General features: G+C 68.9%; 24 protein-coding genes. 9 read left to right on the top strand and 15 right to left on the bottom strand.

Annotation, left to right across the window (positions count from 1 at the left end):
* Positions 1–176: 176 nt before the first annotated feature.
* The 3 genes from CRP45_RS11680 to CRP45_RS11670 all read right to left on the bottom strand — a co-directional run bounded on the left by CRP45_RS11680 (position 177) and on the right by CRP45_RS11670 (position 3,377).
* Entirely contained in the window at positions 177–1,289 is a 1,113-nt protein-coding gene (locus CRP45_RS11680; RefSeq protein WP_245910075.1) for an IS630 family transposase, read from the bottom strand.
* Between the two features lie 265 nt (positions 1,290–1,554).
* On the bottom strand, positions 1,555–2,199 hold the full coding sequence (locus tag CRP45_RS11675) for an HAD family hydrolase (protein ID WP_245910074.1): 645 nt from the start codon (positions 2,197–2,199) through the stop codon (positions 1,555–1,557).
* Positions 2,193–3,377: an MFS transporter gene (locus CRP45_RS11670; protein ID WP_097245080.1), complete on the bottom strand. Its 1,185-nt coding sequence runs from the start codon at positions 3,375–3,377 to the stop codon at positions 2,193–2,195. The genes CRP45_RS11675 and CRP45_RS11670 overlap by 7 nt, the downstream gene beginning before the upstream one ends.
* 389 nt (positions 3,378–3,766) lie before the next feature.
* Here CRP45_RS11670 and CRP45_RS33790 point away from each other — a divergent pair, with 389 nt between their 5' ends.
* From CRP45_RS33790 to CRP45_RS34240, 3 genes are read left to right on the top strand one after another with little or no spacing between them, the layout of a single operon-like run.
* The gene (locus CRP45_RS33790; protein ID WP_179830848.1) at positions 3,767–3,919 is read left to right on the top strand and encodes a hypothetical protein; all 153 of its coding nucleotides are present in this window, start codon (positions 3,767–3,769) and stop codon (positions 3,917–3,919) included.
* Positions 3,920–3,947: 28 nt separating this feature from the next.
* Positions 3,948–4,262 (top strand): WXG100 family type VII secretion target, encoded by a 315-nt coding sequence (locus CRP45_RS11665; RefSeq protein ID WP_097245079.1) that lies wholly within the window; start codon positions 3,948–3,950, stop codon positions 4,260–4,262.
* Between the two features lie 3 nt (positions 4,263–4,265).
* The gene (locus tag CRP45_RS34240; RefSeq protein ID WP_218841132.1) at positions 4,266–8,030 is read left to right on the top strand and encodes a WXG100-like domain-containing protein; all 3,765 of its coding nucleotides are present in this window, start codon (positions 4,266–4,268) and stop codon (positions 8,028–8,030) included.
* Between the two features lie 329 nt (positions 8,031–8,359).
* Here CRP45_RS34240 and CRP45_RS11655 read toward each other — a convergent pair whose 3' ends face one another.
* From CRP45_RS11655 to CRP45_RS11635, 5 genes are all read right to left on the bottom strand, one after another.
* Entirely contained in the window at positions 8,360–8,686 is a 327-nt protein-coding gene (locus CRP45_RS11655) for an SH3-like domain-containing protein (protein WP_097245078.1), read from the bottom strand.
* The gene (scnC, locus tag CRP45_RS11650) at positions 8,683–9,393 is read right to left on the bottom strand and encodes a thiocyanate hydrolase subunit gamma (protein WP_097245077.1); all 711 of its coding nucleotides are present in this window, start codon (positions 9,391–9,393) and stop codon (positions 8,683–8,685) included. The genes CRP45_RS11655 and scnC overlap by 4 nt, the downstream gene beginning before the upstream one ends.
* Positions 9,390–9,692: an SH3-like domain-containing protein gene (locus CRP45_RS35105; protein WP_067784346.1), complete on the bottom strand. Its 303-nt coding sequence runs from the start codon at positions 9,690–9,692 to the stop codon at positions 9,390–9,392. Before CRP45_RS35105 ends, scnC begins: the two co-directional genes overlap by 4 nt.
* A complete protein-coding gene (locus CRP45_RS35100) occupies positions 9,689–10,114 on the bottom strand; it encodes an SH3-like domain-containing protein (RefSeq protein WP_067784349.1) in 426 nt (141 codons plus the stop codon). The genes CRP45_RS35105 and CRP45_RS35100 overlap by 4 nt, the downstream gene beginning before the upstream one ends.
* A gap of 185 nt (positions 10,115–10,299) precedes the next feature.
* Positions 10,300–11,610 carry a Dyp-type peroxidase gene (locus CRP45_RS11635; protein ID WP_097245076.1) on the bottom strand — a complete coding sequence of 437 codons (1,311 nt, stop codon included), beginning with the start codon at positions 11,608–11,610 and terminating at the stop codon, positions 10,300–10,302.
* A 105-nt stretch (positions 11,611–11,715) separates the two neighbouring features.
* Here CRP45_RS11635 and CRP45_RS11630 point away from each other — a divergent pair, with 105 nt between their 5' ends.
* The 3 genes from CRP45_RS11630 to CRP45_RS11620 all read left to right on the top strand — a co-directional run bounded on the left by CRP45_RS11630 (position 11,716) and on the right by CRP45_RS11620 (position 13,129).
* Positions 11,716–12,171, top strand: a complete 456-nt coding sequence (locus tag CRP45_RS11630; RefSeq protein ID WP_067784355.1) for a MarR family winged helix-turn-helix transcriptional regulator — start codon at positions 11,716–11,718, stop codon at positions 12,169–12,171.
* 76 nt (positions 12,172–12,247) lie between these two features.
* The gene (locus CRP45_RS11625; protein WP_097245075.1) at positions 12,248–12,694 is read left to right on the top strand and encodes a hypothetical protein; all 447 of its coding nucleotides are present in this window, start codon (positions 12,248–12,250) and stop codon (positions 12,692–12,694) included.
* Between the two features lie 132 nt (positions 12,695–12,826).
* The gene (locus tag CRP45_RS11620; protein WP_067784361.1) at positions 12,827–13,129 is read left to right on the top strand and encodes a hypothetical protein; all 303 of its coding nucleotides are present in this window, start codon (positions 12,827–12,829) and stop codon (positions 13,127–13,129) included.
* A 206-nt stretch (positions 13,130–13,335) separates the two neighbouring features.
* Here the strand turns inward: CRP45_RS11620 and CRP45_RS11615 are convergent, their stop codons facing one another.
* Both CRP45_RS11615 and CRP45_RS11610 read right to left on the bottom strand, forming a co-directional pair.
* Positions 13,336–14,115: a hypothetical protein gene (locus tag CRP45_RS11615; RefSeq protein WP_097245074.1), complete on the bottom strand. Its 780-nt coding sequence runs from the start codon at positions 14,113–14,115 to the stop codon at positions 13,336–13,338.
* A 121-nt stretch (positions 14,116–14,236) separates the two neighbouring features.
* Complete coding sequence (locus tag CRP45_RS11610; RefSeq protein ID WP_245910073.1) at positions 14,237–16,519, bottom strand: hypothetical protein; 2,283 nt, start codon at positions 16,517–16,519, stop codon at positions 14,237–14,239.
* 199 nt (positions 16,520–16,718) lie between these two features.
* Here CRP45_RS11610 and CRP45_RS11605 point away from each other — a divergent pair, with 199 nt between their 5' ends.
* Entirely contained in the window at positions 16,719–18,893 is a 2,175-nt protein-coding gene (locus CRP45_RS11605; protein ID WP_097245073.1) for an acyltransferase family protein, read from the top strand.
* A 29-nt stretch (positions 18,894–18,922) separates the two neighbouring features.
* Here the strand turns inward: CRP45_RS11605 and CRP45_RS11600 are convergent, their stop codons facing one another.
* The 5 genes from CRP45_RS11600 to CRP45_RS11585 form a co-directional block, all read right to left on the bottom strand.
* Positions 18,923–19,333 carry an RNHCP domain-containing protein gene (locus CRP45_RS11600; RefSeq protein ID WP_097245072.1) on the bottom strand — a complete coding sequence of 137 codons (411 nt, stop codon included), beginning with the start codon at positions 19,331–19,333 and terminating at the stop codon, positions 18,923–18,925.
* An 11-nt stretch (positions 19,334–19,344) separates the two neighbouring features.
* Positions 19,345–19,728, bottom strand: a complete 384-nt coding sequence (locus tag CRP45_RS11595; protein ID WP_097245071.1) for an RNHCP domain-containing protein — start codon at positions 19,726–19,728, stop codon at positions 19,345–19,347.
* Positions 19,729–20,160: 432 nt separating this feature from the next.
* The gene (locus CRP45_RS11590) at positions 20,161–21,555 is read right to left on the bottom strand and encodes a serine hydrolase domain-containing protein (RefSeq protein ID WP_179830847.1); all 1,395 of its coding nucleotides are present in this window, start codon (positions 21,553–21,555) and stop codon (positions 20,161–20,163) included.
* 34 nt (positions 21,556–21,589) lie between these two features.
* Positions 21,590–22,588 carry a poly(ethylene terephthalate) hydrolase family protein gene (locus CRP45_RS33785; RefSeq protein ID WP_179830846.1) on the bottom strand — a complete coding sequence of 333 codons (999 nt, stop codon included), beginning with the start codon at positions 22,586–22,588 and terminating at the stop codon, positions 21,590–21,592.
* Between the two features lie 120 nt (positions 22,589–22,708).
* Positions 22,709–24,370 carry a BCCT family transporter gene (locus CRP45_RS11585; RefSeq protein ID WP_097245069.1) on the bottom strand — a complete coding sequence of 554 codons (1,662 nt, stop codon included), beginning with the start codon at positions 24,368–24,370 and terminating at the stop codon, positions 22,709–22,711.
* A 119-nt stretch (positions 24,371–24,489) separates the two neighbouring features.
* Between CRP45_RS11585 and CRP45_RS11580 the strand changes: the two genes are divergently transcribed.
* Both CRP45_RS11580 and CRP45_RS11575 read left to right on the top strand, forming a co-directional pair.
* Positions 24,490–24,864, top strand: a complete 375-nt coding sequence (locus CRP45_RS11580) for a DoxX family protein (RefSeq protein WP_097245068.1) — start codon at positions 24,490–24,492, stop codon at positions 24,862–24,864.
* Positions 24,865–25,034: 170 nt separating this feature from the next.
* A complete protein-coding gene (locus tag CRP45_RS11575) occupies positions 25,035–26,048 on the top strand; it encodes a GAF domain-containing protein (RefSeq protein ID WP_097245067.1) in 1,014 nt (337 codons plus the stop codon).
* The last annotated feature ends 58 nt before the right edge of the window (positions 26,049–26,106 follow it).

Raw genomic sequence — 26,106 nt, 5'->3', positions numbered from 1 at the left:
CCCTCCGTTGGCGCTGACCCGGTCCGGCGAGGTGTCGCGGTGCCTGTCTGCAACTCCACCGCCGGGCCGGTCGCTGGGCAAGCGGATGGCCAGCCAGCCGACGGATCGGTGCAGTTGGAGCTCTTGACGGTCATCGACGAGGGCGCGCCGGCAATTGCTCGCGCGCTAGTGCCTCGTCAAGCAACCTTCGGTAGGTAATCCGGCTGCCGGATCTTCGACCCGACGGCGAAGTCTCGGACGGGTCCGGCGTGCTGGTTGCGCCAGCGGATGTAGTCGCCGATCGCGTCGTCTTGTTCGCCGTGGCTGCGGTGGTCGGTGCCGTTGAGCGCGAAGTACCGCAGCGCGGCGAACTCGCACTCGATGCGGTTCAACCACGACGAATACGTTGGCAGGAACACCAACTCGATCGCGTTGTCCGCGCACCAATCGCGGACCTCACGGCGCTTGTGAACCGAGTAGTTGTCGCAGATCAGATACAGTTTCTCGCCCGGCGAACGCGCGCGAAGGGTTTTGAGGAAGGCCAGGAACTCCGTCCAGCGTTTCCGGTCCCGGATGCGGTAGTACAACTGACCGGTGGCCAAATCGAGAGCGCCGAACATGTGCCGCACGCCCTGGGTGCGATGGTAGGTGGCGCGCAACCGTTTCGGCTTGCGGCGAGTGAACCAGCCGCGGCCGGGACGCGGTTGCAGGTTCAAGGGCCCGAACTCGTCCACGCAGAGCACGCGCCCGTCGGCGGGCGGGTTGTCATAGAGATCGAGCACGCGGGCCATCTTCTCGGTGAATTCCGGGTCGTTGCTGGCCTTCCAGGTCTTGGTGGCCTGCCACGACACCCCGCAGGCTTTGAGGATCTGCCGCAGCGTCTCTTTGCTGATGTCAGCGATCCCGTTGGCCCGCAGCACATCCCGCAGTTTGGACAGACTCCACGTCGCAAACGGCCACCCCAGGTCACGGGGGCAGCACCGGGCGATCTGACAGATCCGATCACGCGTCGCTTGATCGGTCTTCGTCGGCCTGCCCTCGCTCCATTTTGGGTCCAGCGCCTCGAATCCATGCGCGTTGAAGTCGTGAATCACTTGCCGCACATAAGCTTCCGAGACCTGCATCAACTTCGCGATCGCCCCGACCGGTTGATGCTGGGCCGAGGCCATCACCACCACCGCCCGCCGCATCCGCACCGGCACCTTGCTACGCCGGGCGATCTGGGCCAGCTTGCGACCCTCCTCCGGAGTCACCGCTCTGCCGAACACATCCGGCTTGCGAGCCACCGGCATCACCTCCACCGGCAGCATCGCCGGTCAAGGCCTCCGGTTCAACCCGCCACCCCGGCGATTACCGCATCAACCTTCCCGGACAAGGCACTAGCTACTCGCTGTAGTCCAGCGGAATCTGATTCGATTGGCCGACAGTGAAATACCGCGCTGTCCTCGGCGACACCAACTGCGGCCGGTACCTCCTCGAAGGCATCTTAAAGAGGAAGGGCCGCAGTGGCGGGACGATCGTGTTCCGCACCGGCCGACAGCTGTGACCGGATGCGGCTGTGACTGCTGGCAGGACCTACGCGACGACGGTGGCGAGGCCGAGGTGGTGTTCGATGTCGGTGGGGGAGCCGGTGTAGTGGAGGGTGCGCAGGCCTAGGTGGGCGGCGGCTTGGCAGTTGTCGGGGCGGTCGTCGATGAAGAGAACGCGGCTGGGGTCGGGGATTCCGATGGCGGCGAGGGCGTTTCGGTAGGTGTCCGGGTGGGGTTTGTTCTTGCCGAGGCGGGCGGAGTAGAGGGCGTTGGTCATCAGGGGGCGCCAGTTGGAGGCGTCGAGGGCATCGCTTACCGGGTGGGGTGCGTTGGAGAGCAGCACCATGGGGAGGTTCGCGCGTCGGGCCTGGTGGAGGAGGGTGACGACGCGGTCGTCGGTGGAGGTCCACATTGCGGTGTCGACGGTGCGTAGTCGGGTGAGCAGTTCCGGGTCCGGGCGGTGGCCGAGTACGGCGGTCCAGAAGTCGGCGTCGTCGGATTCGCCGGAGTCGTAGGGTTCGCGGGCGCTCCAGAAAGCATTTTGGAAGTGGCCGAGCTGGTCTGCGGGCCAGCCGGCGAGTTCGGCGAGGCCGGTCCACATGGGGACGGTGGGTTGCAGGCCGATGACGCCGTTGTAGTCGAAGATGACCGCGTCGAGTTCCGCGGGCTGGTGAGATAGTGCGGTTACCACCGGTTCTCCAGGGCTCGATGAGACAGGACAGCCACGCCCGCGGCGAGCAGGGCGGGCAGCATGAGGGCGATGGGTAGGGACGTCACAGTTGCGAGGGCGCCGATCAGCGCCGGGCCCGCGAGCAGACCGAGGTAGCCGGCGACGGCCACGGTGGCGACCGCGCGCGGACCACCCGTTCCCGCTGCGCTGAAAAGGGAAGGAATCGTGACGGACAGGCCGAGACCGAAAGCGGCCCAGCCTGCCAAGGCGAAGGGCACGTCGCTCACCGCCAGACCCGCGACGAGTCCGATCGAGGCCAGAAACGCGCCCGTGCGAACAACTTTCGGTGCGCCGAAGCGTGCGATGAGGCGATCGCCGACGAGACGTCCGGCCGCCATGGCCGCGCTGTATCCGGCATATGCCGCGGCGCTGATGGCGGGGGACGCGTGCAGCCCGCTGAGGTGCACTGCCGACCAATCGGCGGCAGCTCCTTCGCCGAGCAGACACGCGGCGGCCAGCAATCCCAACAGCCAGAGCCGGGACCGGGAGAGTTCCGACAAGCGCTCCGGCGCAGCGGTTTCCAGTGGAAGATTCGCGGCCGGAGATCCGATGCAGCGGGTGGCCGGCGCCGCCGCGACCGTCGCCACGATCGCCACGCCCGCGGTGACGCCGAAGACGTACGTGTGCGAATCGTGCGCGGTGACGGCGGCGAGCACGGCCCCACCGAGCGCGCCGAGACTATAGGCCGCATGGAGGCCCGACATGATCGGGCGACCGTATGCCTGCTGGCAGCGAACCGCCGCGCCGTTCGCCGCGACGTCCAGCACGCCGTGCGCGGCACCGAAGAGCAGCGCCGCGGCGGCGAGCGTGATCGGAGTTCGGCAGATGCCGAGCAACGCGAGGCTTACGGCGAGACCCAGTGCGCCGCAGGTCAACAGCTGGGGAAGCCGGGCGGGTTCGGCGAGCCGACCACCTACCTGGAGGCCGGCGACCATGCCGACCGCGGCAGCCAGCAGCACCGCGGCAAGCCCGGCGGTGTCCAGCCCGGCGGACTCCTGAATCGCCGGAATCCTCGTCCCCCAGACGGCCATCACCACGCCGAGTCCGGCGAAGTATCCCGTCAACAAACCACGACTCCGCACTACGGCGTCGGGTATATCTCGCGCACGTTCCAAAGCCGGCGCGATGGTGCGTGTCATGAAGGCTCCATCGATGCGCCGCCCACTCCGCCGTCGCGAACGACAGCGAAATCGGCTGCGGGTGAGTGGGTTTGACGATTTCCGCCTCTTGTCGACAAGAGAGGCGCGCGAACTGTGATTCGGAGGAACGTTCCGCGGGTCAAAGTTTGAACGTCGCGCGGCGTTGCGCGAACAAGCCGAAACCTACCAAGGGGTACGGGAAGCTACCACCCGGAGCGGGCCTCGGTGATCGGCTCCACACCGTGCCGCGCGGAAGTATCAGTGACCATGCGATTCGCGTGTGCTCGTTCCGGCGACGTTCTGACAGCGATTCCGCGGCAACCCCGGCGCGTGCCCGGGATGCCGACGCCGCGCTCGTCGTCGCGGTTGTCTGCGTCAAGGATCCGTCAATGGATCTCGTCGCCGGCGCGTGTTGGTTTGGACCGGAGACCGGCTTCGATGCGCAGAGCGTCGAGATTGCCTGCTGTTCAACGGATGTCAGGGTCCCGCAAAATCGGCGGCTGGGTTCTTTTCGCCGTCGTCCGAGCGGTGCCATCCTCTGAATCCGTTTCATCGGTGGAAGGGGCATGTGTGGCAACGAAAGTCGGGATCACGCCGGACCAGTTGCGTCGCGCGGCTGGGGCCATGGGGGATCTGCGTGATCGGGTGAACGGCATTCTCACCACCCTGGAAACGTCTTTGGATTCCCGAGGGGCGGCGTGGGGCGGGGACGGCTACGGCAGTACTTTCGCCGATGGTCCGGAGGGGTATCTGGCGGCGCGCAAGAATCTCACCGAGGGGATCGGTAACACGGCCAAGACGTTGGATTCGTATTCCGACGGGCAGTACAAGGCGGCGAAGCTGCTCGCACGCACGGACATCCGCTCGGCCGACGATATTCGGTAGCGCGTGTCCATCACCATCCCCGGCGAGCTGCAATGGCTCGGCTGGATCGCCGGCTCGGACTGGCCGGACGGCGACGAAGACAAGATGTGGGAGATCGCCGACGACTGGCGCAAGGCCGCCGCCGACATCCGCGACCTCCTTCCGGATCTGGAAGCGGCCAGGAAAGCGACCATCGCGGCCTACCCGTGGGGCGACGGCGTCGAAGCGATCACCACTGCCTTGGACAAACTCGACCACGGCCCGGAGTCGCTGGAGCACTTGGCCGAAGTTCTGGACCTGGTGGCGGAAGCCGCGGACGCGCTCGCCACCGAGATCCAGTACACGAAGATACTCATCATCAGCTCTCTGGCGATGCTCGCGTTCGAAATCGCTGCGGCGTGGCTCTTTCCGCCGACGGCGCCTGCGGTCCAGGCGGCGGCAATCGCGGCGACGCGCGTGGCGGTGCGGGTTCTCGGACAGCGGGCCGTCAGCGCGATCGCGCAATTCACGGCGAAGACGGGCATTGCGGCGGTCACCAAATTCCTGGCGAAGCATGTCGCCTTCAGCACGGTCCTCGGCGCGGGACAGGACGCGGCGATTCAGGCGTATCAGGTCGGGGCGGGCACTCGCGACAAGATGGACTGGAAGCGCGTCGGCACCACCGCCTATTCCGCTGGCGTCGCGGGTGCGTTCGGTGGGCCTGCCGGTGGGTGGCTGGCCAAAGGTGCCGCGAAAGTTCCCTTGCCCGGCGGACGTTGGGGCGACGCGTTCAAGGGCGCGGTCGTCGGTGCGGGCGCGGGCGTGGTCGGTGCCGCGGCCGCGCAGGGGGTCGGCAATCTGTTCAACGGGGGGAGCTTGAATCCGCTCGACTGGGGTGATCCGCTCTGGCTCACCAGTGGGGCGGCCTTCGGTGTGGCTACCGGCGGTAGCAAGGGATTTCGCCATTCGGGGGCCGGTCGTGGTCCCGGCGTAGGTCGGTTCCGCGCTGCGGATCCGGCGCGGTTCGGTACTGCGGGCGACGGGAGCGCGGGTTTTCAGACACCTCGGAACGCGGGGGATACCGGTTCGGCGGGAACCTCCGGTGACCGTGCTTCGTCCGTGCGCGCGAGTCAGCCGAATGCTGTTGTGCCCGAAAGTAATCCTTCTAGAGGCGATTCAGGCAGCGAGATTCACGGCGCCGGGGCGAGGGATACGGGTGCTGGTAGTCGCGGTGCGGATCCGTCACAGGTCGGTGGACGCGGGGTGGTTTCGGGAATACGTGGTGGGGATTCGTCGCCGGGTGAGCACGGTGCTGATTCCGGTGTGGGCGCTCGTGGTGGGGATTCGTCGCTGGTGGGCGTGGGTGAGCGTGGTGGTGCTGATTCCGGTGTGGGCGTTCGCGGTGCGGATCCGGCGCATGTCGGCTCGGGCGAGAGCGGAGTCCGTGGCGAGGGTTCGTCTACCAGCGGTACTGGTGAGCGTGGCGGTGTCTCGCCCGAGGTCGGTGCTGGCGAGCGTGGTGCTGTCTTGTCCGAGGTCGGTGCTGGCGAGCGTGGTGCTGTCTTGTCCGAGAGTGGAACGGGCGAGCGTGGTGGTGCGCCGTCCGAGAGCGGTGCCGGCGAACGTGGTGGTGACTCATCGAACGCAGAGCGCGGTGGTGAGCCCGCACACGGCCGAACTCCTGGCGAGGCTTCGGCTCCGGAAACCACAGCTGCGGACAGCGGAAGCGATCTTCGCTCCGGCGGAATGGAGGGGGCCGCGAGTCAGGAGGGCGGTCGTCCGCGATCCGGTGCCGACGACTCGAGAATTGGTCTGACGACCGCGAACTCCGAGGACGGGGTAACCAACGGCGGCCGGGACTCCGTGGCCGGCAGCCCGCCGCAGGAATCCGGTACGTCTGTCTCCGAGGCCGGACGAGACCGAGGCGTTGCGGGCGTTGCGCCGAATCACGGTGCACGCGGGGCGGAAGGGTCCGCGTCGGTGTCGACCGCGCGTCCGTCGCCCGAGTCGACGGGTCCGCAGCGCACTACCGCATCCGTTCCAAGCGCCGGAGACGGCAGTCATCCGCGCCCCGCATCCGGCGTGGACGGACGCGCCGCGTCCGAGATGCGGAACGAGACTCGACCACAGTCCGCCGGTGCCGCGAAGGCTCCCGATTCGTCCGCGCCGCGCGCCGGAAGCGGCGAAACTCGCTCACCCGCACCGGAATCCCGCGCGAGCACACCAGCAGCCCGTACCTCGAGCCTCACCAACGGCTCACCGGTGGAGGCATCGGCGACGGGCAGGGATGCCGTTGCCGAGTCCTCCACATCGGAACCAGGCAGGTCCCGTCCGGAAAACGCAGCACCCGATACCTCGCAACCGAAGGCAGGCAGCGAGTCGAGGGACGTGGGCGAACCGACCGCTGAGCCGGTGCGGCCAGTCGAGGAACGGAACCCGTCCGCGGACGGATTCGACTCGGTCCGAGACAGATTGCGCCTGCTTGACGTCGATCCGGAAGGTATGAGTCCTGAGCGGATGCGACAGGCGGGCGAGGACGCGTCGGTCCAGAAGGTCGACGAGTTCGCGGAGAAGACCGCGGCGCTCGAGGCAGCGGGCCTGCGGCCCGACGAGTTCGTCGCCGAGCGCCGGAACCTGCAACGCCAGATCGACGAGTTCATCGCTCTACGAGCTGAATTGCGAGCGGACTTCGAGCGCTTGGCGCCCACCGCGGAACCGAACATCGTCGGCGATCCGAGATCGGAGGCGGAGCAGGGGCCAAAACCGCAGCCTGGCAATCCGATTGCTGAGAGCAGCCAGTCATCCGATCCTGAACCCACACCGCAACCTGCCCCGACGCCCTCACCCCAGCACACAACCGAGACCCCACCGACGACCGATGGCGGAAAGTCGTCGGGCGAACAGACCCGTCAGGGCGACGACTCGTTGCAGGGGGAGCAGGGGCCCATCCCAGCACCAGGCTCCGACGGGCCGCCCGACACGACGTCGAAGATTCCATACACCCCAAGGTATTTCGGCGTACCTCCGGTACCGAAGTACGACGCGGCGGCTCCTCCCGCCGACTCCGTCTGGGAGCCCGAGCAGGAGCCACGACCCAAGCCGGATCCCGACCCCAAGCCGGACCCGGACCCCAAGCCCGAGCCCAAGCCGGACCCCGACCCTGAACCAGAGCCCGAGCCTGAACCTGAGCCGGAACCCGAGCCCGAGCCCGAACCTGAGCCTGAGCCCGAACCAGAGCCGGAACCTGAGCCCGAACCTGAGCCGGAACCTGAGCCGGAACCTGAGCCGGAACCTGAGCCGGAACCTGAGCCCGAACCGGAGCCGGAGCCTGAGCCCGAGCCGGAGCCGGAACCTGAGCCGGAACCGGAGCCGGAACCGGAGCCGGAACCGGAGCCGGAACCTGAGCCGGAACCGGAGCCGGAACCTGAGCCGGAACCTGAGCCCGAGCCGGAGCCGGAACCTGAGCCCGAACCGGAACCGGAACCGGAGCCCGAGCCAGAGCCCGAGCCAGAGCCAGAGCCTGAGCCGGAACCTGAGCCCGAGCCGGAGCCTGAGCCGGAACCGGAGCCCGAGCCGGAACCGGAGCCCGAGCCCGAGCCGGAACCGGAGCCCGAGCCCGAGCCGGAGCCCGAGCCCGAACCTGAGCCAGAGCCTGAGCCTGAGCCAGAGCCAGAGCCAGAGCCGGAACCTGAACCGGAGCCCGAGCCCGAGCCCGAACCTGAGCCAGAGCCAGAGCCGGAACCGGAGCCCACACAGAAGTCCGGCAACTGGGTCGACCCCGCCTCGCCGGACTACCTAGACCTCTACTGACGCAGCGGACTTCCCTGCGAGCCTGGGTGCTGCATCAACGACTCTCCGGCGTCAACCAGAAAGCCGTTGATACAACCAGCTTCGCGATAGCAGCCGACACGGACGTCGGCTCATCTGCTGAGCAAGCACGGGCGCGGCCACCATCGACTCGGACGCGAATAGCGGCTTCCGCGAGAGAGGTTGTCGCGACCCCGCTGGAGACCAACTGCCCTCGTAACAAGGGTGCTTCGAGCAACTGATCCGTGCGAAGGCGTCGTGGAAACGGCGTCGATCGCGTCCTTACCGGCGCGGGTCGGGCAGCGAAGTCGCGCGGCGAAGACCGACACGCCCTACTCCCGATGAAACCTCTCACGCACCACATCCATTCGCGCACGGAGCTCCTCGGGGCTGATGACCCCGCGCTCCATCAACGTATGCGCGGTGACCACCGCCGATCGCGCTCGCACGGGGAAGTCGTGGTAGATCGTCTCGCCGAGTGCGTCTTCCGCGTGCCGGCGTTCGAGGTTGTCGAAAGCTCCCCTCCAGGAGAGGCATTCGCAGGTCGCCTGCATGCTCGACTCCCACGGGTCGGGTTTGCGGTCGAGTTCGGGGAGGGTGGATTCGCGGGTGGTGGCGGGGGTGAGGGTGTCGAGGAGGACGTCGTACGGCTCGTTCACCGGCGTCCCTCCCCACGCATGGCGTCCTCGGCTTGGTCGGGTGGTTTCTGGGCGGTCCAGTCGACTTGGGGGAGTGCGACGCCGATCATGGTGTCGCGGGTGACGATCGCCGCGAGTTGTTCCTCGGTCCAGCCCTCGGTGCCCTCGGGGCGCATCGGCATGACCATGAAGCGGGACTTCTGGTTCGAATCGTGGACTCGGATCTCCACCTCGGGCGGGAAGTGCAGGCCGAATTCGGCGAGCACCTCGCGCGGCCAACGGACAAGGCGGCGACGGTAATTGGGGGTGCGGTACCAGTCGGGGGACATGCCGAGGACGGGCCGCGGGTAGCACGAGCACAGGGTGCACACGATGACGTTGTGCACCTCGGGGGTGTTCTCCAGTACGTAGAAGTAGGTGTAGTCGCTCGGCGTGCCGGAACCGGTCGGGTCGCGCCAGTCGATGCCGACCTCTTTGCAGGTCTCGGTGCCGTCGGCGAGCAGGCGCGCCTTGAAGTCCGGATCCAGCCACGCCTTCGCGACGAGTTTCGATCCGCCGTGCGGGCCGACGGCCTCGGCCCATTCGGAGAACCGCCGGTGATCTTCCTGGGAGAACAGGCCCTTCTCGATGGCGAGTTCGCGGATCGCCGTTTCCAGCACCTCGAACTCGCTGATCTCCTCGCTGGCCTGGATCGGCGTGTGCGCCCCGTGGTCGTGGGTGTGACTCACTGCGAATCGTCCTCCTCTGCGGGCTCGAGCCAGCGCTCGGAGACTTCGGTCTCCAGGGTGTCGGCGTCGAAGCCGGTGTAATTCGGCCACAGATCCTTCTGGCGGAACCGCACGACGTAGAACGGCTCGACGCGGCCGTCGTCGCGTCCCCACGCCTCGTCTTCCGGGATGATCCACTCCGGCCGGTACTCGACGACGACGCCGGTGCGGCCGCGGGTGTAGCTCTGGGTGCGGGTGTGGAACATCGACGTCGCGTCGCGCACCGTCACGCGCTCACCGATGCGGTACTTGCGGGTCATGCTCGCTCCTTCAGCCGCGCGCGCACCTCGTCCAATTTCGCCGACAGCTCGTCCGGGGTGATCAGACCCTTGGTGATCAGGACCTTCGCCGCGACCGTCGCCCAGCGCGCGTAGTAGGGCAGCCCGAAGTAGAGGGTCGCGCCGAGGTCGTTCTCGGCGCGTCGGCGTTCCTCGGAGTTCCACACCCCGCGCCAGCCGAGGCATTCGCAGGTGACGTAGGTGTTCATCTCCCACGGCTCTTCGACTTTTTCCTTGTACTCCACCGGGATGTCCGGTTGCCCGCCGACGTCGTGCAGGACGTGGCGCAAGGCCTCGAACAGCTCGTTCGAGATGTCGTACGGCGAATCCAGTGGCTTGCGGAACACCGGCGCGATGTCGGCGACCCGGTGCTGAAGCTGGTCGAATCGATTCGGTGAACTCATGATGGCTCCGTCGTCGCGGCTCCGAAATCCCCGGCGAACTGCGGCGCGCGCCGCCTCGGGGAAGGTACTGGGGTGTGACTCCCATCACATAAACGGTGTCAGGTTGCCAACGATACACGGCACGTTTGCCGGACTGAAGCTGCCGCGCTACGGCTGCGCCGAGGCTGGAGCGGGATTCGGGCCGCTCAGCGCCACAAAGTGTCCGCGACCGACCCGCCGGGCTCGATGCCGGGTGGAATCGCGAAGAACGCGCTGCCGGTGTGCTGGATGAGTGGATTCAGGCGGTCGCCGTTCGCGAGAGCGCGCTGGGCCTTGACGAACTGCTCGGGTGGATTGTTCATGAAGGCGGCGAAGAGCAGACCCGCGTCGAGCTGGTTGTGCCCGCCGTGGGTGTGCTCCGGCGTGCCGGGGGCGTGGGTGTGCGGTTCCTCGGCGACGCCGCCCGCAGTGGCGATGAGGGTGCCGTAGTCGTAGTTGTAACTACGGCGCAGCATGGGGATGTTGTGCACGAGGCGGACGTGCGCTCCGGCTGGAATGGCGAGTTCCCCGCTGGCCGTGCGTGATTCGAGGTCGATCGGATCGAACTCGTGCGCGCCGTGCAGTGGTGCGCCGTCGCGACGGCGGCGGCCGATGATGCGGTCCTGCTCCGCGAGGGGAAGTTGGTCCCAGTCTGCCGTTTTCATCCGGATCTTGCGGAAGACCAGGTAGGTGCCGCCGCGCAACCAGTCCGGTTCGTCAGGGGAGTCGATCCACACGGCGCGGTCGAAATCGACGGACCCGGCTCGCGGATTGGCGGTTCCGTCCTTGTGGCCGAACATGTTTCGCGGCGTGCCGCCGTCCGCCGGTCTGGTGAGGAAGCCGTGCTGGGTCCAGCGCATGCGGCCGAGGCCGGGCATGCGTGCACGGAGGGCGCGGAACGCGTGGCTGACGACCTGGGCGTCGTCGGCGCAGATCTGAACCAGCACGTCGCCGCCGCTCCAGGCGGGATTCAGTGCGTCGCCGGGGAATTCGGGGAGCGGGTGCAGGTGACGCGGACGTCGGGACGCGAGGCCGAAGCGCTCGTCGAAGAGGGTGGGTCCGAGCCCGAAGGTGATAGTGAGCCGCGCCGGATCGAGATCGGTGGCGAAATCGGTGTGCGCGCTGAAACCCGGTGCGGTGTCCGGACTTTCCGGCACGGGGTCGCCCTTGGTCAATGCCGCGGCCGTCGCGGTCCATCCGGTCAGGAGTTCGCGGAGCACGGCTCGATCCGGCCGCGCGACGTCGACGGACAGGAACAGCGCGTGTGACTGGGCGGACGTGTCGATACCGGCTTGCCTTGGGCCGTGGAAGGGTTCGGTGCGGGAGGGGACCGTGGGGTCGGGCGCCGTCGCGCGACCGGCGACCGCGCCGACGGCGGCCGCTCCCGCCGTGACGAGGCTCGCGCCGAACAAGGCGCGACGCGAGACCCGCCCGGCAGGCGAACTGGAATTACTACCGCCTGTAGTACTTTCGCTCATGCGGCACAGCGTAGCGGGGCGCGGCCAATCCTTCAATAAGGCTGAAGGTTAGCGACTTGTTCACCCGCGCCACGCTCTGGGGTCGCGATACGCGAAACTGAAGTCGTGACCACCGAGAACGCCCGACCCGGACCGCCCGCGATCAGCGCATCCATCATCGTGCTGACGCTCGCGCGCAAGGTGGAGACCGAGCTCGGCGCCGCCCTCGCCCCGCTGGATCTCACCGTCGCCCGGCTCGGGCTGCTCGGCCATATCTCCGGCGTTCCCGGCGCGTCCTTCAGCGATCTGGCGCGGATGTCGGGCATCAGCGTCCAGAGTGTGCACACCGCGGTGAAAGCGCTGGTCGCCGCGGGGCTGGTGCGCGACCGCACGGCGCGCGCCGGGTCGGCGTCGACGATCGAGTTGACGCCCAAGGGTTCTCGGCTGTTGCGCAAGGCCGAGGGGGTGGTCGCCGAGGTGGACGATCGATTGTTCGGCGCGGAAGCCGACCCCATTCGGCGGCAGATCGGCGCGGCCATCCTCGCGGCCTTCGCCGACGGAATTCCCCCGTCGCGACAGTGACTCCACGCACATCCTTCAGCTTGCCTGAAGCTCTCCGCTAGGCTTCAGCCAACCTGAAGGATGAAGGAGTCGATCGATGAAGCATGTCTTGCTGTCGGTCCACGTGGTGGCGGCCATCGTGTTCGTCGGCGGCTCGGCGGTGGCGTCGAGCCTGTTCCCCCGGTACGCCCCGGTCGCGGCGGGCGCGCCGACGCGCGACCGGGCCGAACGCAGTGTCGCCGTCGCGAAGGCGATGCACCGGGTGACCGGCGTCTACGCGGCGCTCGGGGTGATCGTGCCCGTGGTCGGCATCGCGCTGGCCATGGTGCAGGGCCGGATGGGCGAAATCTGGATCACGCTGGCCATGGTGCTGACGGCCGTCGCGGGCGGGCTGCTCGCGGTCCAGATCCATCCGATGCAGCGCGACGCGCTCGCGGCCCCGGACGACGGTCGGCGGCTGCGCGTGCTGGGGATGCTCGCCGGGATCTACAACCTGCTGTGGGTGGTGGTCGTCGTGCTGATGATCGTCCGGCCGGGCTCCTGAGCCAGCGGGGTAGCTAGCCGAGCCAGTCGATCGCGACCCTCCTGACCTGCGGCGCTCGCCCGTCCGGCAGCCTTCGCGCCGCGCGTTGGCACTATGGCTGAGGAAGTGATCGCTACGAGGAGGTACTTGGACATGGCTCGGATTCCCACGGCGCTGCTGGCGGCCGGTGGACTCGGCGGTGGTTTCGCGCTCGCGCAGGCGACGAAGAAGCGCGAGCTCGGCGGCGTCGTTTTCGCGGCGGCGACGGCGGCCGCACTGCCCCGGTGGCGGCGGACGGTCGGCACCGGTGGGGCGGCGGCGCTGACGGGACTGTCGGTGGGTGCGCTCGGCGCCTCGCACCCGTTGGCAAAGAAGATCGGGGCGTGGCCGTCGGTGGTTGTGGTGTCTGGTGTGGTCGCCGCCGCCGCTTGGGCGACGGTGGATCGTCGGGCCTGATTCGGGTCATGGCTGTGCGGCCGGGGACCCGTTGGGGTTCTCGACAAGGTGTGGGTGCGGCACGGACCGAAACCCGCGGGGCCGCTTCGCTCACGCCACCGCGGCACGCCGGCTGACCCGGGTCGGCGCGGCTCTTCGCGGGGCGGGCCCGATCCGACGTCGAGCCCGCCCCTGACGTAATAGGTTGTGTACTAACGAAATCGACGCTAGGCGGCGGGGATCTCGGCAGGGGGCGCGACGGGCGGGGCCATCGAACCTTCCACCGCGCCGACGATCGCGCCGAGGCCCGCGCCCGCGGCGATGAACGGGAGCGACACCATGCCGACGGACAGGGTCGCGGCGAGGACGGGCATGAAGGCCAGCCCGGCCGGGGCGAAGGGGATGCCGACGACGAGACCGATGGCCGCGCCCATCACCGCGGCGACGACCGCGATCGGGCTGGAGACGGCGGCGCCGACGACCGCGCCCTGAGCGGCGGTGCCGATGACGTCGGCCGAGATCTGGTCGGACCGCGAGCGTTCCATGCCCGTGGCCTGGAGTGCGCCGGACAGGCCGTTCTGCGCGCCCATCGTCGCGCCGTTGATCTGGTCGGCCTGTTCCGGGGTGATCCAGTCGGGCCGTCCGAGTTCGACGTTGCCGATGCGGATCACGTTCGTCGGCGCCGGAGCAGGCGCGGCCTCGACGACCGGTGTGGCCGCCTCGGATTCGACGTCGACGGCCGCCTCGGGCGCGGGCTCGACCGGGTCGGCGGCGGGCGCGGGAGCGATCGCCGGGACGATCGGCAGCGGGATCGCCGCACCGAAGATGTTCGCGCCGAACGGGAATTGTTCGGCGACGGCGCCTGCCGGAGCGGCCGCGCCGGGCGGCGGCGCGTCGGCGATCGCGGGCGCGGCCGTGACAACCGCCGCCGAGATCGCGCCGACGATCAGCGTCGTCGTGCGCAGCGAGAAGGAACGGAACGGGATAACTGCCTTGTATGTGGCCATGCGGCGTCCTCATTCGAAGAAGCGGAGTTTCCTACGAATCTGATTCGGAGCCGCATCGCATTCGGATGAAAGGAATTTCACACGCCGCATCCCGCGCGGTCTGTTTCGCGTCGGACGCTGGTCAGCTCTTCGTCTCGGCCATCTCCTCGGCCACATCCGCTTCCGCGACCTGCGCTTTCGCGACGTCCGCTTCTGAGACGTCCGGCTCCGCGACCTCCGGCGCATCGTCCATCCGCCGACGTGCGCGCAGATATGCCCACTGCAACACACCGAGCCCGGCCAAACCCGCGATCGCCGTGCCGATCCCGATCTGCCAGCCCGGCGGCCGCCAATCGACGACAAGTTCGGCGTTCCGCGTGCCGGGCGGGATGTCGACGGCGAGGAAGCTGCGGGCGATGTCGAACGTGGGCAGTTCGCGGCCGTTGAGCGTGACGCGATGGCCCGGCCAGGTGAGGCGGGAGAACACGACTCGGCCTCCGGTCGCGGAACTGACCTTCGCGCGGGTGGTGATGTCGTCGTAGGAGCCGGTCGATGTCGCGGTGACGCCGGAGGTGTGCGCGATGGCGCCGTCGCGGGTGGAGGCGGGACCGCCCTGGCGCTCCAGCACCCAGATGAAGCGCTCGTGCCCGCGGTAGTCCACCCACTGCCAGCCGGGCGGTGCGGGGTGGTCGCGCGCGTCGGGGTACTGCGCGCGGTGCAGGACGACCCGATCGACCTTCATCAGATCGACGACGGGAACGCCGGTCGACGGTTCGGCGGCGAAGGCGCGGCGGAACGCGTCCGGGCAGGTACTGCCGTCCCATGCCATGCAGAGCAGTCCGGCGATTCCGGTGTGGCCGATGGGCGTGTAGGCGTTGACGTAGTCGAGTTCGAGCGCCTTGGCGTAGTTGCCGATGGCCAGCGATCCGTACGCGCCCGCGAGACCGCGGTCCTCGGGGGCGATGATCGCGCGGTCGGCGAGCTGCAAGGTGAGCCCGTCGAAATCCGGGAAGGCCGCACGCATCTCGGAGCGTTTTTCCGGGAAGTTGTACGACAGCGGGGTCAGCGGCGCGATCGCCACCTGCGTGAACGCGATCGGGAACATGGCGACCATGGTCAGCGCGCACGCCGCGACGATGCCGCGGTGGCGCGCGAGCCACACGACCGCGTAGCCGAGGGCCGCGACTACGACGGCGGCGATCAGATGCCGCAGCGCCAACAGCGGTGCCGCCGAGAACGATCGGACGAACAACAACCCGATCAGCACCCCTGCGGCGACCATCCGCCGTCGCGAGGCCGCGAAAGTTCCGTACCGGCTGAGCAATACGCAGACCAGCACCAGCAGCGCGATCGCCACCATCGGCAGCACCCGCGCGGGCCAGCGCAGCGGGCCGATCGCGCCGGGGCCCGCGGTCCACATCAGCACCGCCACCGCGAAGAACGCGATGCCGCTGAACTCCCGCGCGGAGCGGCGCGCCGCCCGCCAGTCGACGAAGGCGAGCGCGGGGATGAGGAACCAGGCGATGTAGACCATCGGCAGCGGCTGCACGTGACCCCACCACGCGGTGAACGCCGGTGTGGTGCTCGGCAGGCTGGCGTTGAGCGACTCCGACCACGGCACCGTCAGGAACGGATCGTTGTGGATCTGCGCGCTACCGCGCCAAGTGACCTGCGAGGAGAGGATTCCGGAGAAGTTCGCGATCGCCGCCGTCAGCGCCGCGCAGCCGGAAGCGAGCATCAGCCGCACGGCGGGCGCCCAGCGCTGCTGGTGCACGATCTCGCCCGCCGCGACGGCGACGATCACCAGCGCCGATTCCACCGCGGGAAACGCGTATTGGACGGTGAGCGTGAGATACAGGAAGACGAACACCGGAATCGGTCCGCTGCGCCCGCGCGCGTAGTTCACGCCCGAGGCCCAGGCGTGCACCATCCACGCGGTCGCGACGTGCGGGGTGAACCAGCTCGCCTCGTCGAAGAACAGGAACCAGCCGCTCAGCGGGAACGCCACGCCCGCGACCGCAGCCCACGGCGCGCGTGCGCCGTACGCCAGGCAGATACGGAAGACGCCGAGGCCGGCGATGATCGAGAAGACCAGCTTCACCAGCGTCGCGTAGAGGGCGAGGTCGTCCATCGAGGGGGCGATCAGGAAGACCAGCAGGTGGGCCGGATTGAGCAGCCCGGCTTCCTCGAGCGTGTAGTTGCCCGCCATCCACTCGTGCGGGATGAGGATCGGCAACCGGCCTTCCCGCAGCTGATTTCCGAGTGCCACCCACATGGGGGCGTACTGGGCCTCGGTATCGTCTGTGTAGTAGTGGCGCGGATCGGCAAGCAACACCGCCAGATAACCCGCGATCACTCCCAGTGAGGTAATCGCCCCCCACTTCAGGCCTACTCGGCGCGGTTCGATCGCCGCGATTGTGCTCACAAGGGGCGCAGCGTATTAGCACCGCAGGAACGAAGCAAGAACCGATTGGTGACATTTGTCCGATTAGTCCGTGCTGATGTCCGGTTGGATTTTGCTTCTCAGCACGTGATAAGAGGGTTGTCATGTCATGTTCACCGTCTGTCTGCCTGGCGGACACCAGAGGCCGCGGCGCGCGGGTCCGGCGCCGGTCGATGCATCGATGAGGCCGCCGGAAGGGGCGTCGCAGGCGGTCGGCTCCGGCGAGGTCGAAGACCGGCGTGGGGGTTCGGCGATCACCGCGGGTGCGGTCGGACGGCGTCCGGCTCCCGGACGGACTATCGAGCCAGGCGAAGGGCGGCGCCGCCCCGAGCGGAAGCACGCCTATCGGCACGACCTCGACGGTCTGCGCGGCGTCGCGATCGCGTTGGTGGTGGTGTTCCACATCTGGCTCGGCCGGGTCTCCGGCGGCGTGGACGTGTTCCTCGTCCTCTCCGGCTTCTTCTTCACCGGATCGCTGCTGCGCCGCGCCGAGTCGACGGGAACGGTCGCGTTCGGGGCCACAGCGCGGCGGTTGGGCAGGCGGCTGCTGCCGGGTTTGGTGCTGGTGCTGGCCGTCGTCGCGATCGGGACGGTGTTGATCCGCCCGTACACGCAGTGGACCGAGTCGGCCGCGCAGACGCTGGCTTCGCTGCTGTACTACCAGAACTGGTATCTGGCGCTGTCCTGGTCGGACTACCTGGCCGCCGACCCGTCGGTGAGTCCGCTCCAGCACCTGTGGTCGATGTCGGTGCAGGGGCAGTTCTATCTAGTCGCGCTGGCCGGAATCGCGCTGCTGGTGGCCGTCGTTCGCAAGTTCGGTCTGGCCTCCGCGCTGCGGCCGACGGTGGCGGTCGTGTTCGGTGGACTCGCCGTGGCCTCGTTCGTCTACGCCGCCCGCGGCGCGGAACTGCACCAGGGCTGGAACTACTACGACAGCCTGGCGCGCGGCTGGGAACTGCTCGCCGGTGCGCTGCTCGCCGTGCTCGCGCCGAAACTGGCTGTACCGCGAGCGCTTCGGGTGGTGCTCGCGGTGGCCGGTGCGCTCGTCGTGCTTGGCTGCGGCTGGCTGACCAACGGCGCCAACGAGTTTCCCGGACCCGCCGCCCTGATTCCGGTGGGTGCGGCCGTCGCGCTGATCCTGTCGGGCGCCGGTCTGCCGACGGCCGCTCAGCCGCTGCCGAACCGGTTGCTCGCCGCAGCGCCGATGGTCCGGCTCGGTGAACTCGCCTACGCGCTGTACCTCTGGCACTGGCCGATCCTGATCTTCGTGCTCGCCGAGCGCGGCACGCCGACGGCGGGCATCGAAGGCGGACTCGCGGTGCTCGCGGCCTCCTGCACGCTGGCGTACCTGACCCACCGCTTCGTCGAGGAGCCGCTGCGGACCGGCGCGGTCACCCGCCGCGCCGACTATCGCCGCCGTGCGGGCCGGACGGTCGCGGTGGTCGGCGCGACGCTGCTCGCGGTGGCGGTCGGCGCGCAGGTGGTGACCAGGATGCTGCCGCCGCAGCCGGTCGCGCACCTGGATCCGACGCGCTATCCCGGCGCGGAGGCGTTGGCGGCGGGCGCGGCGGTCCCGCGCGCCAAGATGCGCCCGACGGTCTTCGAGGCGCCCGCCGACGCCGCCTACCCGTCGCGGGACAAGTGCATCGCGGACTGGGACACCCGCGACGTGATCACCTGCACCTACGGCGACGCGGACGCGGAACGCACCATCGCCGTTGTCGGCAGCTCACACGCCGAGCACTGGGTTCCCGCGCTCGACGTGCTCGCCCGCGAACACGGATTCCGGATCACGGTCTATCTCAAGATGGGTTGTCCGCTGACGGTGGCGGCCGAGCCGATGTACAAGGGCGAGCCGATTCCCGATTGCCGCGACTGGTCGGCGGAGGTGATCGACCGGCTCGGCGTCGACCGGCCGCAATGGGTGTTCACCACCGGAACCCGCCCGCGCGACCGCACCGGCGACGAGACACCGACGGATTACCTCGAGGTCTGGTCCCGGCTCGCCGAGCACGGACTCAACGTGCTCGCCGTCCGCGACACGCCTTGGCTGCGCCGCGACGGCATCCGCTACCGCGCCATCGACTGCCTGGCGCAGAGCGGCGACGGCGTCAGCTGCGGCATGCGCAGGACCGACGCGCTCGACGAGGTGAATCCCGCCGCCGAGCCCGCCGCGTCCTTTCCCAACGTCTTTCCTATCGACCTGACCGACGCTCTCTGCACGCCGGAGGTCTGCCCGGTGATCGAGGGGAACATCCTCGTCTACCACGACGAGCACCACCTGACCGCCAGCTATTCGCGGTCGCTCGCGCCCGAACTCGGTCGCCGGCTGGCGCCGATCCTCGGCTGGTGGTGAGCCGGGGCCGGACGACCCGGCCCCGACCGTCACAGCGCCAGTAGCGCGCGCCTACCCAGTCGCGGATCGGCCAACGGCCGCACCGCGATTCGCATCAGCGCCAACGGATTGTCGTCGCCCGCGATGCGGTTCGCCTTGAGCGCGCCGCAGGCGGCGCACTGGTGCACGAGCAGCCACTCGCCGTCGTCGCGGGCCGAGAGGCTGACCGCGGACATCCGCCCGCCGCACGTCGACGCGCGGTCGCCGGGGATCCGGCCGTCGACGTGGCGGCTGGCCAGGCAGTGCGGGCAGTGGTTGCGGTGCGCGGTGCCCGGCGCCACGACCGACACCGCCATCCGGCAGCCGACGCAGCGGAACGCGTCGCCGGATTCGCCGCCCGGCCCGTGCAGCACATCCTTGCGGCGTTGCGCGCGAGTCGCTTTCGTCCTTCTTCGCGGCATCTCGCACCCGCCTACAGATCGCCGAAGACTTCGAGCGGGAAGGGCGGTTCCGCGAGCGGACGCACGGCCAGCCGCATCAGGACGAGCTGATTGTCGTCGCGGCACACCGGGTACAGCGACAGCTCCTGGCAGCGGGTGCAGCGGTGCACCACCGACCAGGAACCGTTGCGCTGCACCGCGATCGACAGCGGGGCCATCCTGCCGTGGCAGTCGGAAGCGCCGCCATCGACGTGATCGACGGTGTGCTGCGAGGTGAGACAGCTCGGGCAGTGGTTGCGCCTGCTGTCGTCCGGCGCGAGCGTGGCGACGACGAGGCCGCAGCGCACGCAGGTGAAGGTGCCGGTCCGTAGCGCGGGGCTCGGACCGCGGTGGGTCGAGGTATTGGGGTGGGACACCCGGATTCTCCTTACTCCTTGGCTGTGTACAGAGCAGCGGGAGCAGGCCGAGTGCGCCTCGAAAGGTCAGTGACGGTCGGTGTTACCGGCGTGGTCGATTCTCCGAGCCACGCATCGAGGCGCTCTCGGCGCGAGCCGGGTCATAGATCGACCTCCTTCCAGGCGACCGGGTTGGTCGCGATCCACCGCGCGGTTGTGCGCGGGGGGAACTGTAGTACGGCGTTCGGGGCGCGGCCAGTGATTTTCCCGCGGGACCGCGCTCGGTCGCGGCGACCTCCACTTCGGCGCTTGGAGATCGCGGCACACTGCGGGGCATGGCCGGATGCCGAGGCGTGACGGCGCGGAGGAGCCGGGTGACCGTCGGTGTCATCGCGCGTGACGGGAAGCGCCGTCCGCGGGAGCGAGGGCACCGAGGAGCCTCGGCGACCTGTCTCAGCGGGGCGTGTTTCCGAGCGCGGCTACCGCTGCGGAGATCTGGCCTGCCACATCGAGAATCAACCGGAACACGTCCTCCGGCACCGGTTTCCCGTTGCACCACAACACATTGCATTCCGTGGATGCGTACGGTCCGACGCCGAGCAGAACGGCCGCGACCGTCATCGGGTCGACCAGCTTGCCGAGATCCTCCGGGCTCCGCACCAGCGGCTGATTCGGATCCTGGACCGCGTAGGGATCCTCGTAAGGCAGCGCGGGTAGATCGGTGACCGCGGCGACCGCCCTCCGGAACAGCTCCTTGTTGTCCGGATTGCTGGTGCCGGTGAGCATTCCGGTGAGGTTGCCCGGCTCGATGCGGGTGGGCACGCCGAGGCGGACGATCACCAGGTCGCGGCTGGGCACCACGGTGAGGAACTGGCCGAGCGCTCCGGAGAACGCGTAGGTGTCGCGCGGCGAACCGACGAACACCGGATGCGAATACAACTGCGCGACAGGGACATTCACACCGCGATAGGTGTCGCCCGCGTTGAGCCACCACAGGAACCCGTAGCCGCCGTTGGCTTCGGTCGGCGTGGTGGCCTGCCGGATGTACTCGGGATCGATGAGTGTCCGTTCTTCCCAACGGCCTTCCTGCAACAGCAGCCTGCCGATCCGGCCCAGGTCCGCCGGACGCATCGCCAGGCCGCCGTTGACCGCGGTGTTTCCGCTGCGGTCGCGCAGCCAGATCCAGTTGCCGCGGTCGATGCCGATCGGTTCCATCACTTCGCGCTGGACGAAGTCCTGGAAGTCGACGCCGGTGGTGATCTCGATGATCTCCGGCAACAGCGCGAGGACATTCTGGGCGTACTGGAACGTGCTGCCTGGCTCGTATTCGACCGGCGCGGCGAGGGTTTGCCGAACCGAATCGGTTTGCAGCCCCGCGAGATCGGCGGGCCAGCTGAAGTGGATGCCGGTGGTCTGGTTGAGCACCTGGCGCACGGTGATGCCCGCGTGGGCGGCGTCGGCCTGCGGGAAGAACTTGCCGAGCGGGTCGTCGAGGCCGAAGTGGCCCATGGTCACCGCGCGTCCGACGGCCACCGACGCCACACCCTTGCTGCCGCTGGCCAGCGGCATCGGCACATTGCCCGTCGGCGTGTGATCGCCGACCAGGCAGCCGTGCCGGTAGATCTGCACCGCGTGCGACCCGGTGCGCGCGCCCAACTCCACCGCGTCGGCCACCGCCGCCGGATCCATCCCGACCTCGGCGGCGTCCCTTCGTTCCGGCGCCTGCCCCGCGGCGGGTTCGGCGCAACCGGTCTCTGGCGCGGCCACGGCGGCGGGGGACAGCAGTGCCGCCGTCACGAGCACGGCGGCGCCGAGCCAGGTCACCCAGGCGTTGCGGCGGAAGAGCATGGTGAATTTCCTTCTGCGGAGCGGTGTTTCGAGGTCAGCCGAGTGCGTCGGCACGGGCATTGCGGTGGACGCTGAAGTAGGTCGGATCCGCGGGCAGTCGCCAATCCGGTCCGGTGAACCAGCTCGCCGCGTCGGTGTCGCCGAGGGCCAGGTAGCGCAACCAGGCGATGGCGGTGCCCGCCGAGCGGTAGTGCTCGATGCCGTCCACGGGCGAGAAATGGGTGACGCCACGGGCATTGGCGATCCACGAGGGCGCGGCCATGATGTTGTACTGCCACCAGCGCACCCACGCGAAGTCCGGAACGACGAAATCGTTGTAGCCGGTGAGGAACAGCGTCGGCACGCCGATCGCCGCGCCGAGCGCGAGCGGCCCCGGTTCGATGGCGAGCACCCCGATGACACGCAGCTCGGGATCGATCAGCGTCGCGGCGGCGGGAAAGATCGTGCCTGCTTGCAGCGCTGCTTGGCCGCCCGCCGAGTGCCCGCCGAACACGGTGCGGCCCAGGTCGATCTTGCCGAACAGCGGCGAGTTCGGATCACGGTTCGCCAGCACGGCCACGGCGAGACCGAGTGCGGGCACGTAGGCCAGTGAGTTGAAGAAGTCGTAGGGCACCACCACCGCGAAGCCCTGTTCGGCGAAACGTTTGGCGAGCGCGTCGTACATTCCGGGGTTGGCGTTGATGCCGGGTGTGAAGACCAGCAGCGGCGCGCTCGGCAACTCGGCGATGTCGGCGGGGTAGTAGGTGTTCACGCCCACCGGCGACTCCAGGCCGTACGGAAAGGCTTGGGTACAGGTGGGATCCGCGGTGTTGCCGAACAGGTGCACGCCGATGTGGGCGACCATGCCGTAGATCGATTCCTGGCAGGGATTGGTCCGCACCTCGGTGGCCACGGCGTGCGGGCCGGGCTGGTTGAAGATCTCCTGCGCGGTGCGCGGGTCCTCGGCGTGCGCGGCGGCCTGGGCGGTCACCAGCGTCGCGAGCGCGATCAGCAGCGCGGCAACCGCGCGGCGCGGGCCGTTCGTCCTCGTCATCGAGGTCCCCCTGGTACTCGGGTCGATCGACCGCGCGGATCTGTGGAACCGGACGGTCTCAGATCGCGACTGTAGCGCAGGAGTGTTCCACGACACAATCGCTGTCGGGGACGGGATGGATCACGAAGAGTGGCCGGGCTCGGGCTCTCTCGGGTGTCCCGGTGCGCGGCGCTGGCGCTGTCCGCCGCGGTGGGTTTCGCTGATGGCCTCGCCGACCATGGCGCGCACCGCGTCGCGCAGGCCGTACAGCGGGTGATGGGCGGCGGGCCCGGCGCCGGGATCCTCGCGTAACTCGGTCAGCAGCGACCAGCACAGCGCGAGCATCACCAGCACGAAGGGCAGGGCGACCAGGATCGTCGCGGTCTGGAGCGCACCGAGCCCGCCGGCGACGAGCAGAACGGCGGCGACCGCGGCCATCAGGGTGCCCCAGACCACCACCAGCCAAGACGGCGGGTGCAGCGAACCTCGGCTGGTCAGCGAACCCATCACCAGTGACGCGGAATCCGCGCTCGTCACGAAATAGGTCATCACCAGAATCATCGAGACCCACGAGGTGACGACTTCGGCGGGCAGTGCTTCCAGCATGCCGAACAGCGCGGCCTCGGCGTCGGCGGCGTCGGCGGTCAGATCGACCACGCCGGCGGTGGTGGCCCGGATCGCGGTGCCGCCCATGACGCAGAACCAGACCACCGTCACCCCGCTGGGCACCAGCAGCACCCCGATCAGGAATTCGCGGATGGTGCGCCCGCGCGAGATCCTGGCGATGAAGGTGCCGACGAACGGCGCCCAGGACAGCCACCACGCCCAGTAGAAGATCGTCCAGCGGCCCATCCAGGCCGGGTCGGCGTAGGCGCCGGTGCGGGTCGCCATCGGTAGCAGGTTCGACAGGTAGTTGCCGATGCTCGCCGGGATCGTGTCCAGGATGTAGACGGTCGGTCCGAGCGTGAAGACGAACAGCACGAGCAGCGCGGCCAGCGCGATGTTCAGCGTCGAAAGCCATTTCACGCCGCGGTGCAGTCCGGAGAACGCCGAGAGGACGAAGGCGGCGCCGAGCGCGCCGATGACGATCAGCTGCACCGTCACCGAATCAGGTGTGCCGATCGTGAGATTCAGTCCTTTGGCCACCTGGAGTGCGCCGAGCCCGAGACTGGTCGCCGTGCCGAACACGGTGGCGAACACCGCGAGCAGGTCGATCACCTGCCCCTGCCACCCCGCGGCGCGGCGCGCGCCGAGCAGCGGAACGAAGGCGGCCGAGAGCCGGTTGCCGCGCCCTTTGCGAAAACTGGCGTACGCCAAGGCCAATCCGACGATGCCGTAGATCGCCCACGGCGTCAGCGTCCAGTGGAACAGCGAGAATTGCAGCGCGGCGCTCGCCGCCGCGGTGGTCTGCGGCTCGATGCCGGTGGCGGGCGGCGGCGACACGAAATGCTGGAGCGGTTCGCCGACGCCGTAGAACATCAAGCCGATGCCCATACCCGCGCTGAACATCATGGCGATCCACGCGAGGTTGCTGAACTCCGGTTCCGCGTCGTCGGCGCCGAGCCGGACGCGCCCGAAACGGCTGGCCGCGATCACCACGCAGAGCACGAGGAACAGGTCGGCGGACACCACGAACAGCCAGTCGAAGTTGCCGAGCACCCAGTGGAGCGCCGTGGCCGAAACCGATCCGAAGCTGCTCTTTCCCAGCGCCGCCCAGCCGACGACGCACGCGACGGCCGCGACGCCGATCCCGATGAGGCGCAGGTCCGGCGCGGTGGGATGTTGCGGTGTCTCGCTGTCCATCGCTTCCAACTATCGCCGGTAACGGTGGGATAGCCGGGGTGGCGCGCCGTACCCGAGTACGCTCTGGGGAGCACTTGGCTCCACGTGACGGATTTTCGTTTCCAGACGAGGGACGGGCCATGAACATCGCACTGTGGATTGTCGCCGGGTTGCTCGCGGTGGTGTACCTGGCCGCGGGGCTCGCGAAGCTCGCGCAGCCGTACGAGAAGCTCACCGCGAATCCGAGCATGGGCTGGGCGCGTGAGTTCTCGCCCGGTGCCGTCCGTCTGATCGGCGCCGCCGAACTGCTCGGCGCCGCGGGCCTGATCCTGCCCCGCGCCACCGGTATCGCCGTGATCCTCACGCCGCTGGCCGCGCTCGGCCTCGCCGCACTCCAGGTCGGCGCGATGCTGGTGCACTATCGCCGTGGCGAGACGAAGAACCTGCCGATGAACATGGTGTTACTGCTCCTCGCGCTGTTCGTCGCGATCGGTCGATTCGCCGACTGGGGCTGAACCGAAGAGCGCCTCGGCCGGTGCGAACACCGAGTCGCGCGAGGTACCCGGCCGCTCCCGCGGCGGTTAGAGTCGGTGTCGGGGCGTCTGTGGCCGTGGGGATCCGGCCGATTGCTGGGAGCGGGACAGTCAGGAGTACACGTAACCGAAGTACGTGAGGGGGAGGACGTATGTGGTTTCTTGTCGATACGGCGGAGCCGGACAAGGTGATTCGGTATCTGCCGAAGGAGGGGACGGTGCGGGCGCGTTCGCTGCACCGGGCGATACGACCGGCGGCGCTGGCCGGGGCTGCGGGCGCGGTCGTCGAGCGGGCGGTCGAGGGTGCGCGGCGGTGCGAACGAACGATGCTCGTGCGCGGCGAAACGCATCGGCTGCTGGCGATTCCGGTGCCGGGACCGGACGGCGCGGTAATGGCCGTGCTGCTGTGGGCAGGTCCGTCGCGTACCGATCCACCAGCGCCGCCGGTCGTAGACGCGTTCGTGTGGGACAGCCGCCAGTGGATGTTGCGCAACCACGGCGGCGGGGGATCGGTGCTGCCGCAAGGACATCCGCTGCTGCACGGCGCCTGGTTCCTGTCGCGAATCATCGAGTGCGAGGACCGCGATCGGCTGATGACCGCGGCGCTCGAACCGCACCCCGGCGTCGCCTGGCGGGGTCCCATGCAGGTGCGCACACCCGACGACCGCACCGCGCGGGTTTTCGGCTTCCTGCGCTATCACGACGCGGGCACGCTGCGCGGGTTGTTGCTGGCGGTGACGTCGGACCGCGCGCCGGGCCTGGTGCCAGCGACGTACCGCGACGACGCGGCCGTCACGCTGCTCGGCGGCACCACCGCGCTGATCGACGCCGAGACCATGCAGATCATCGAGTGGCTGACCCCGCCGCTCGGCGACATCGCCTGGCGGCATCACCCGGCCTCGCACGGCCTCGATCCGGACGACGGCCGCGAATTCAATTTGGCCACTACCCATCTCGTGCATCCAGACGACGTCGACGGCTACCTCGGCGCGCTGCGCGAACTCGCCGAGCAGCGCAGCGACCGAACCAGAGTGGCGGTGCGGCTGCTGACGTTGCGCCAGGACTGGCGGTCCGTCGAGCTGTACGGCGCCAGGTTGCCCAGCGGACAGCCTCGGTTTCTGATCTGCCTGATCCGGCCGCTCGAGTCGGATCCGGTGCCCCAGTAGGGAAACGGGAGGCGGTCGGGTCGATCGCCGACGGTCGGTCGGTGCTCGACCCTGCGCG

The sequence above is a fragment of the Nocardia amikacinitolerans genome, assembly GCF_900215415.1.
In the GTDB taxonomy this organism is placed as follows: Bacteria; Actinomycetota; Actinomycetes; order Mycobacteriales; family Mycobacteriaceae; genus Nocardia; species Nocardia amikacinitolerans.
Note: the sequence above shows the minus strand (reverse complement) of the source record. Positions and strands in the feature narration are given on the sequence as shown.

Bases quoted from the DNA above. Each gene is read 5' to 3' on its own strand.
- CRP45_RS11680 (WP_245910075.1), bottom strand. From the start codon at position 1,289: ATGCTGCCGGTGGAGGTGATGCCGGTGGCTCGCAAGCCGGATGTGTTC.
- CRP45_RS11670 (WP_097245080.1), bottom strand. From the start codon at position 3,377: ATGACACGCACCATCGCGCCGGCTTTGGAACGTGCGCGAGATATACCC.
- CRP45_RS33790 (WP_179830848.1), top strand. From the start codon at position 3,767: ATGGATCTCGTCGCCGGCGCGTGTTGGTTTGGACCGGAGACCGGCTTC.
- CRP45_RS35105 (WP_067784346.1), bottom strand. From the start codon at position 9,692: ATGACCCGCAAGTACCGCATCGGTGAGCGCGTGACGGTGCGCGACGCG.
- CRP45_RS35100 (WP_067784349.1), bottom strand. From the start codon at position 10,114: ATGAGTTCACCGAATCGATTCGACCAGCTTCAGCACCGGGTCGCCGAC.
- CRP45_RS11635 (WP_097245076.1), bottom strand. From the start codon at position 11,610: ATGAGCGAAAGTACTACAGGCGGTAGTAATTCCAGTTCGCCTGCCGGG.
- CRP45_RS11625 (WP_097245075.1), top strand. From the start codon at position 12,248: ATGAAGCATGTCTTGCTGTCGGTCCACGTGGTGGCGGCCATCGTGTTC.
- CRP45_RS11620 (WP_067784361.1), top strand. From the start codon at position 12,827: ATGGCTCGGATTCCCACGGCGCTGCTGGCGGCCGGTGGACTCGGCGGT.
- CRP45_RS11615 (WP_097245074.1), bottom strand. From the start codon at position 14,115: ATGGCCACATACAAGGCAGTTATCCCGTTCCGTTCCTTCTCGCTGCGC.
- CRP45_RS11605 (WP_097245073.1), top strand. From the start codon at position 16,719: ATGAGGCCGCCGGAAGGGGCGTCGCAGGCGGTCGGCTCCGGCGAGGTC.
- CRP45_RS11600 (WP_097245072.1), bottom strand. From the start codon at position 19,333: ATGCCGCGAAGAAGGACGAAAGCGACTCGCGCGCAACGCCGCAAGGAT.
- CRP45_RS11590 (WP_179830847.1), bottom strand. From the start codon at position 21,555: ATGCTCTTCCGCCGCAACGCCTGGGTGACCTGGCTCGGCGCCGCCGTG.
- CRP45_RS33785 (WP_179830846.1), bottom strand. From the start codon at position 22,588: ATGACGAGGACGAACGGCCCGCGCCGCGCGGTTGCCGCGCTGCTGATC.
- CRP45_RS11585 (WP_097245069.1), bottom strand. From the start codon at position 24,370: ATGGACAGCGAGACACCGCAACATCCCACCGCGCCGGACCTGCGCCTC.
- CRP45_RS11580 (WP_097245068.1), top strand. From the start codon at position 24,490: ATGAACATCGCACTGTGGATTGTCGCCGGGTTGCTCGCGGTGGTGTAC.
- CRP45_RS11575 (WP_097245067.1), top strand. From the start codon at position 25,035: ATGTGGTTTCTTGTCGATACGGCGGAGCCGGACAAGGTGATTCGGTAT.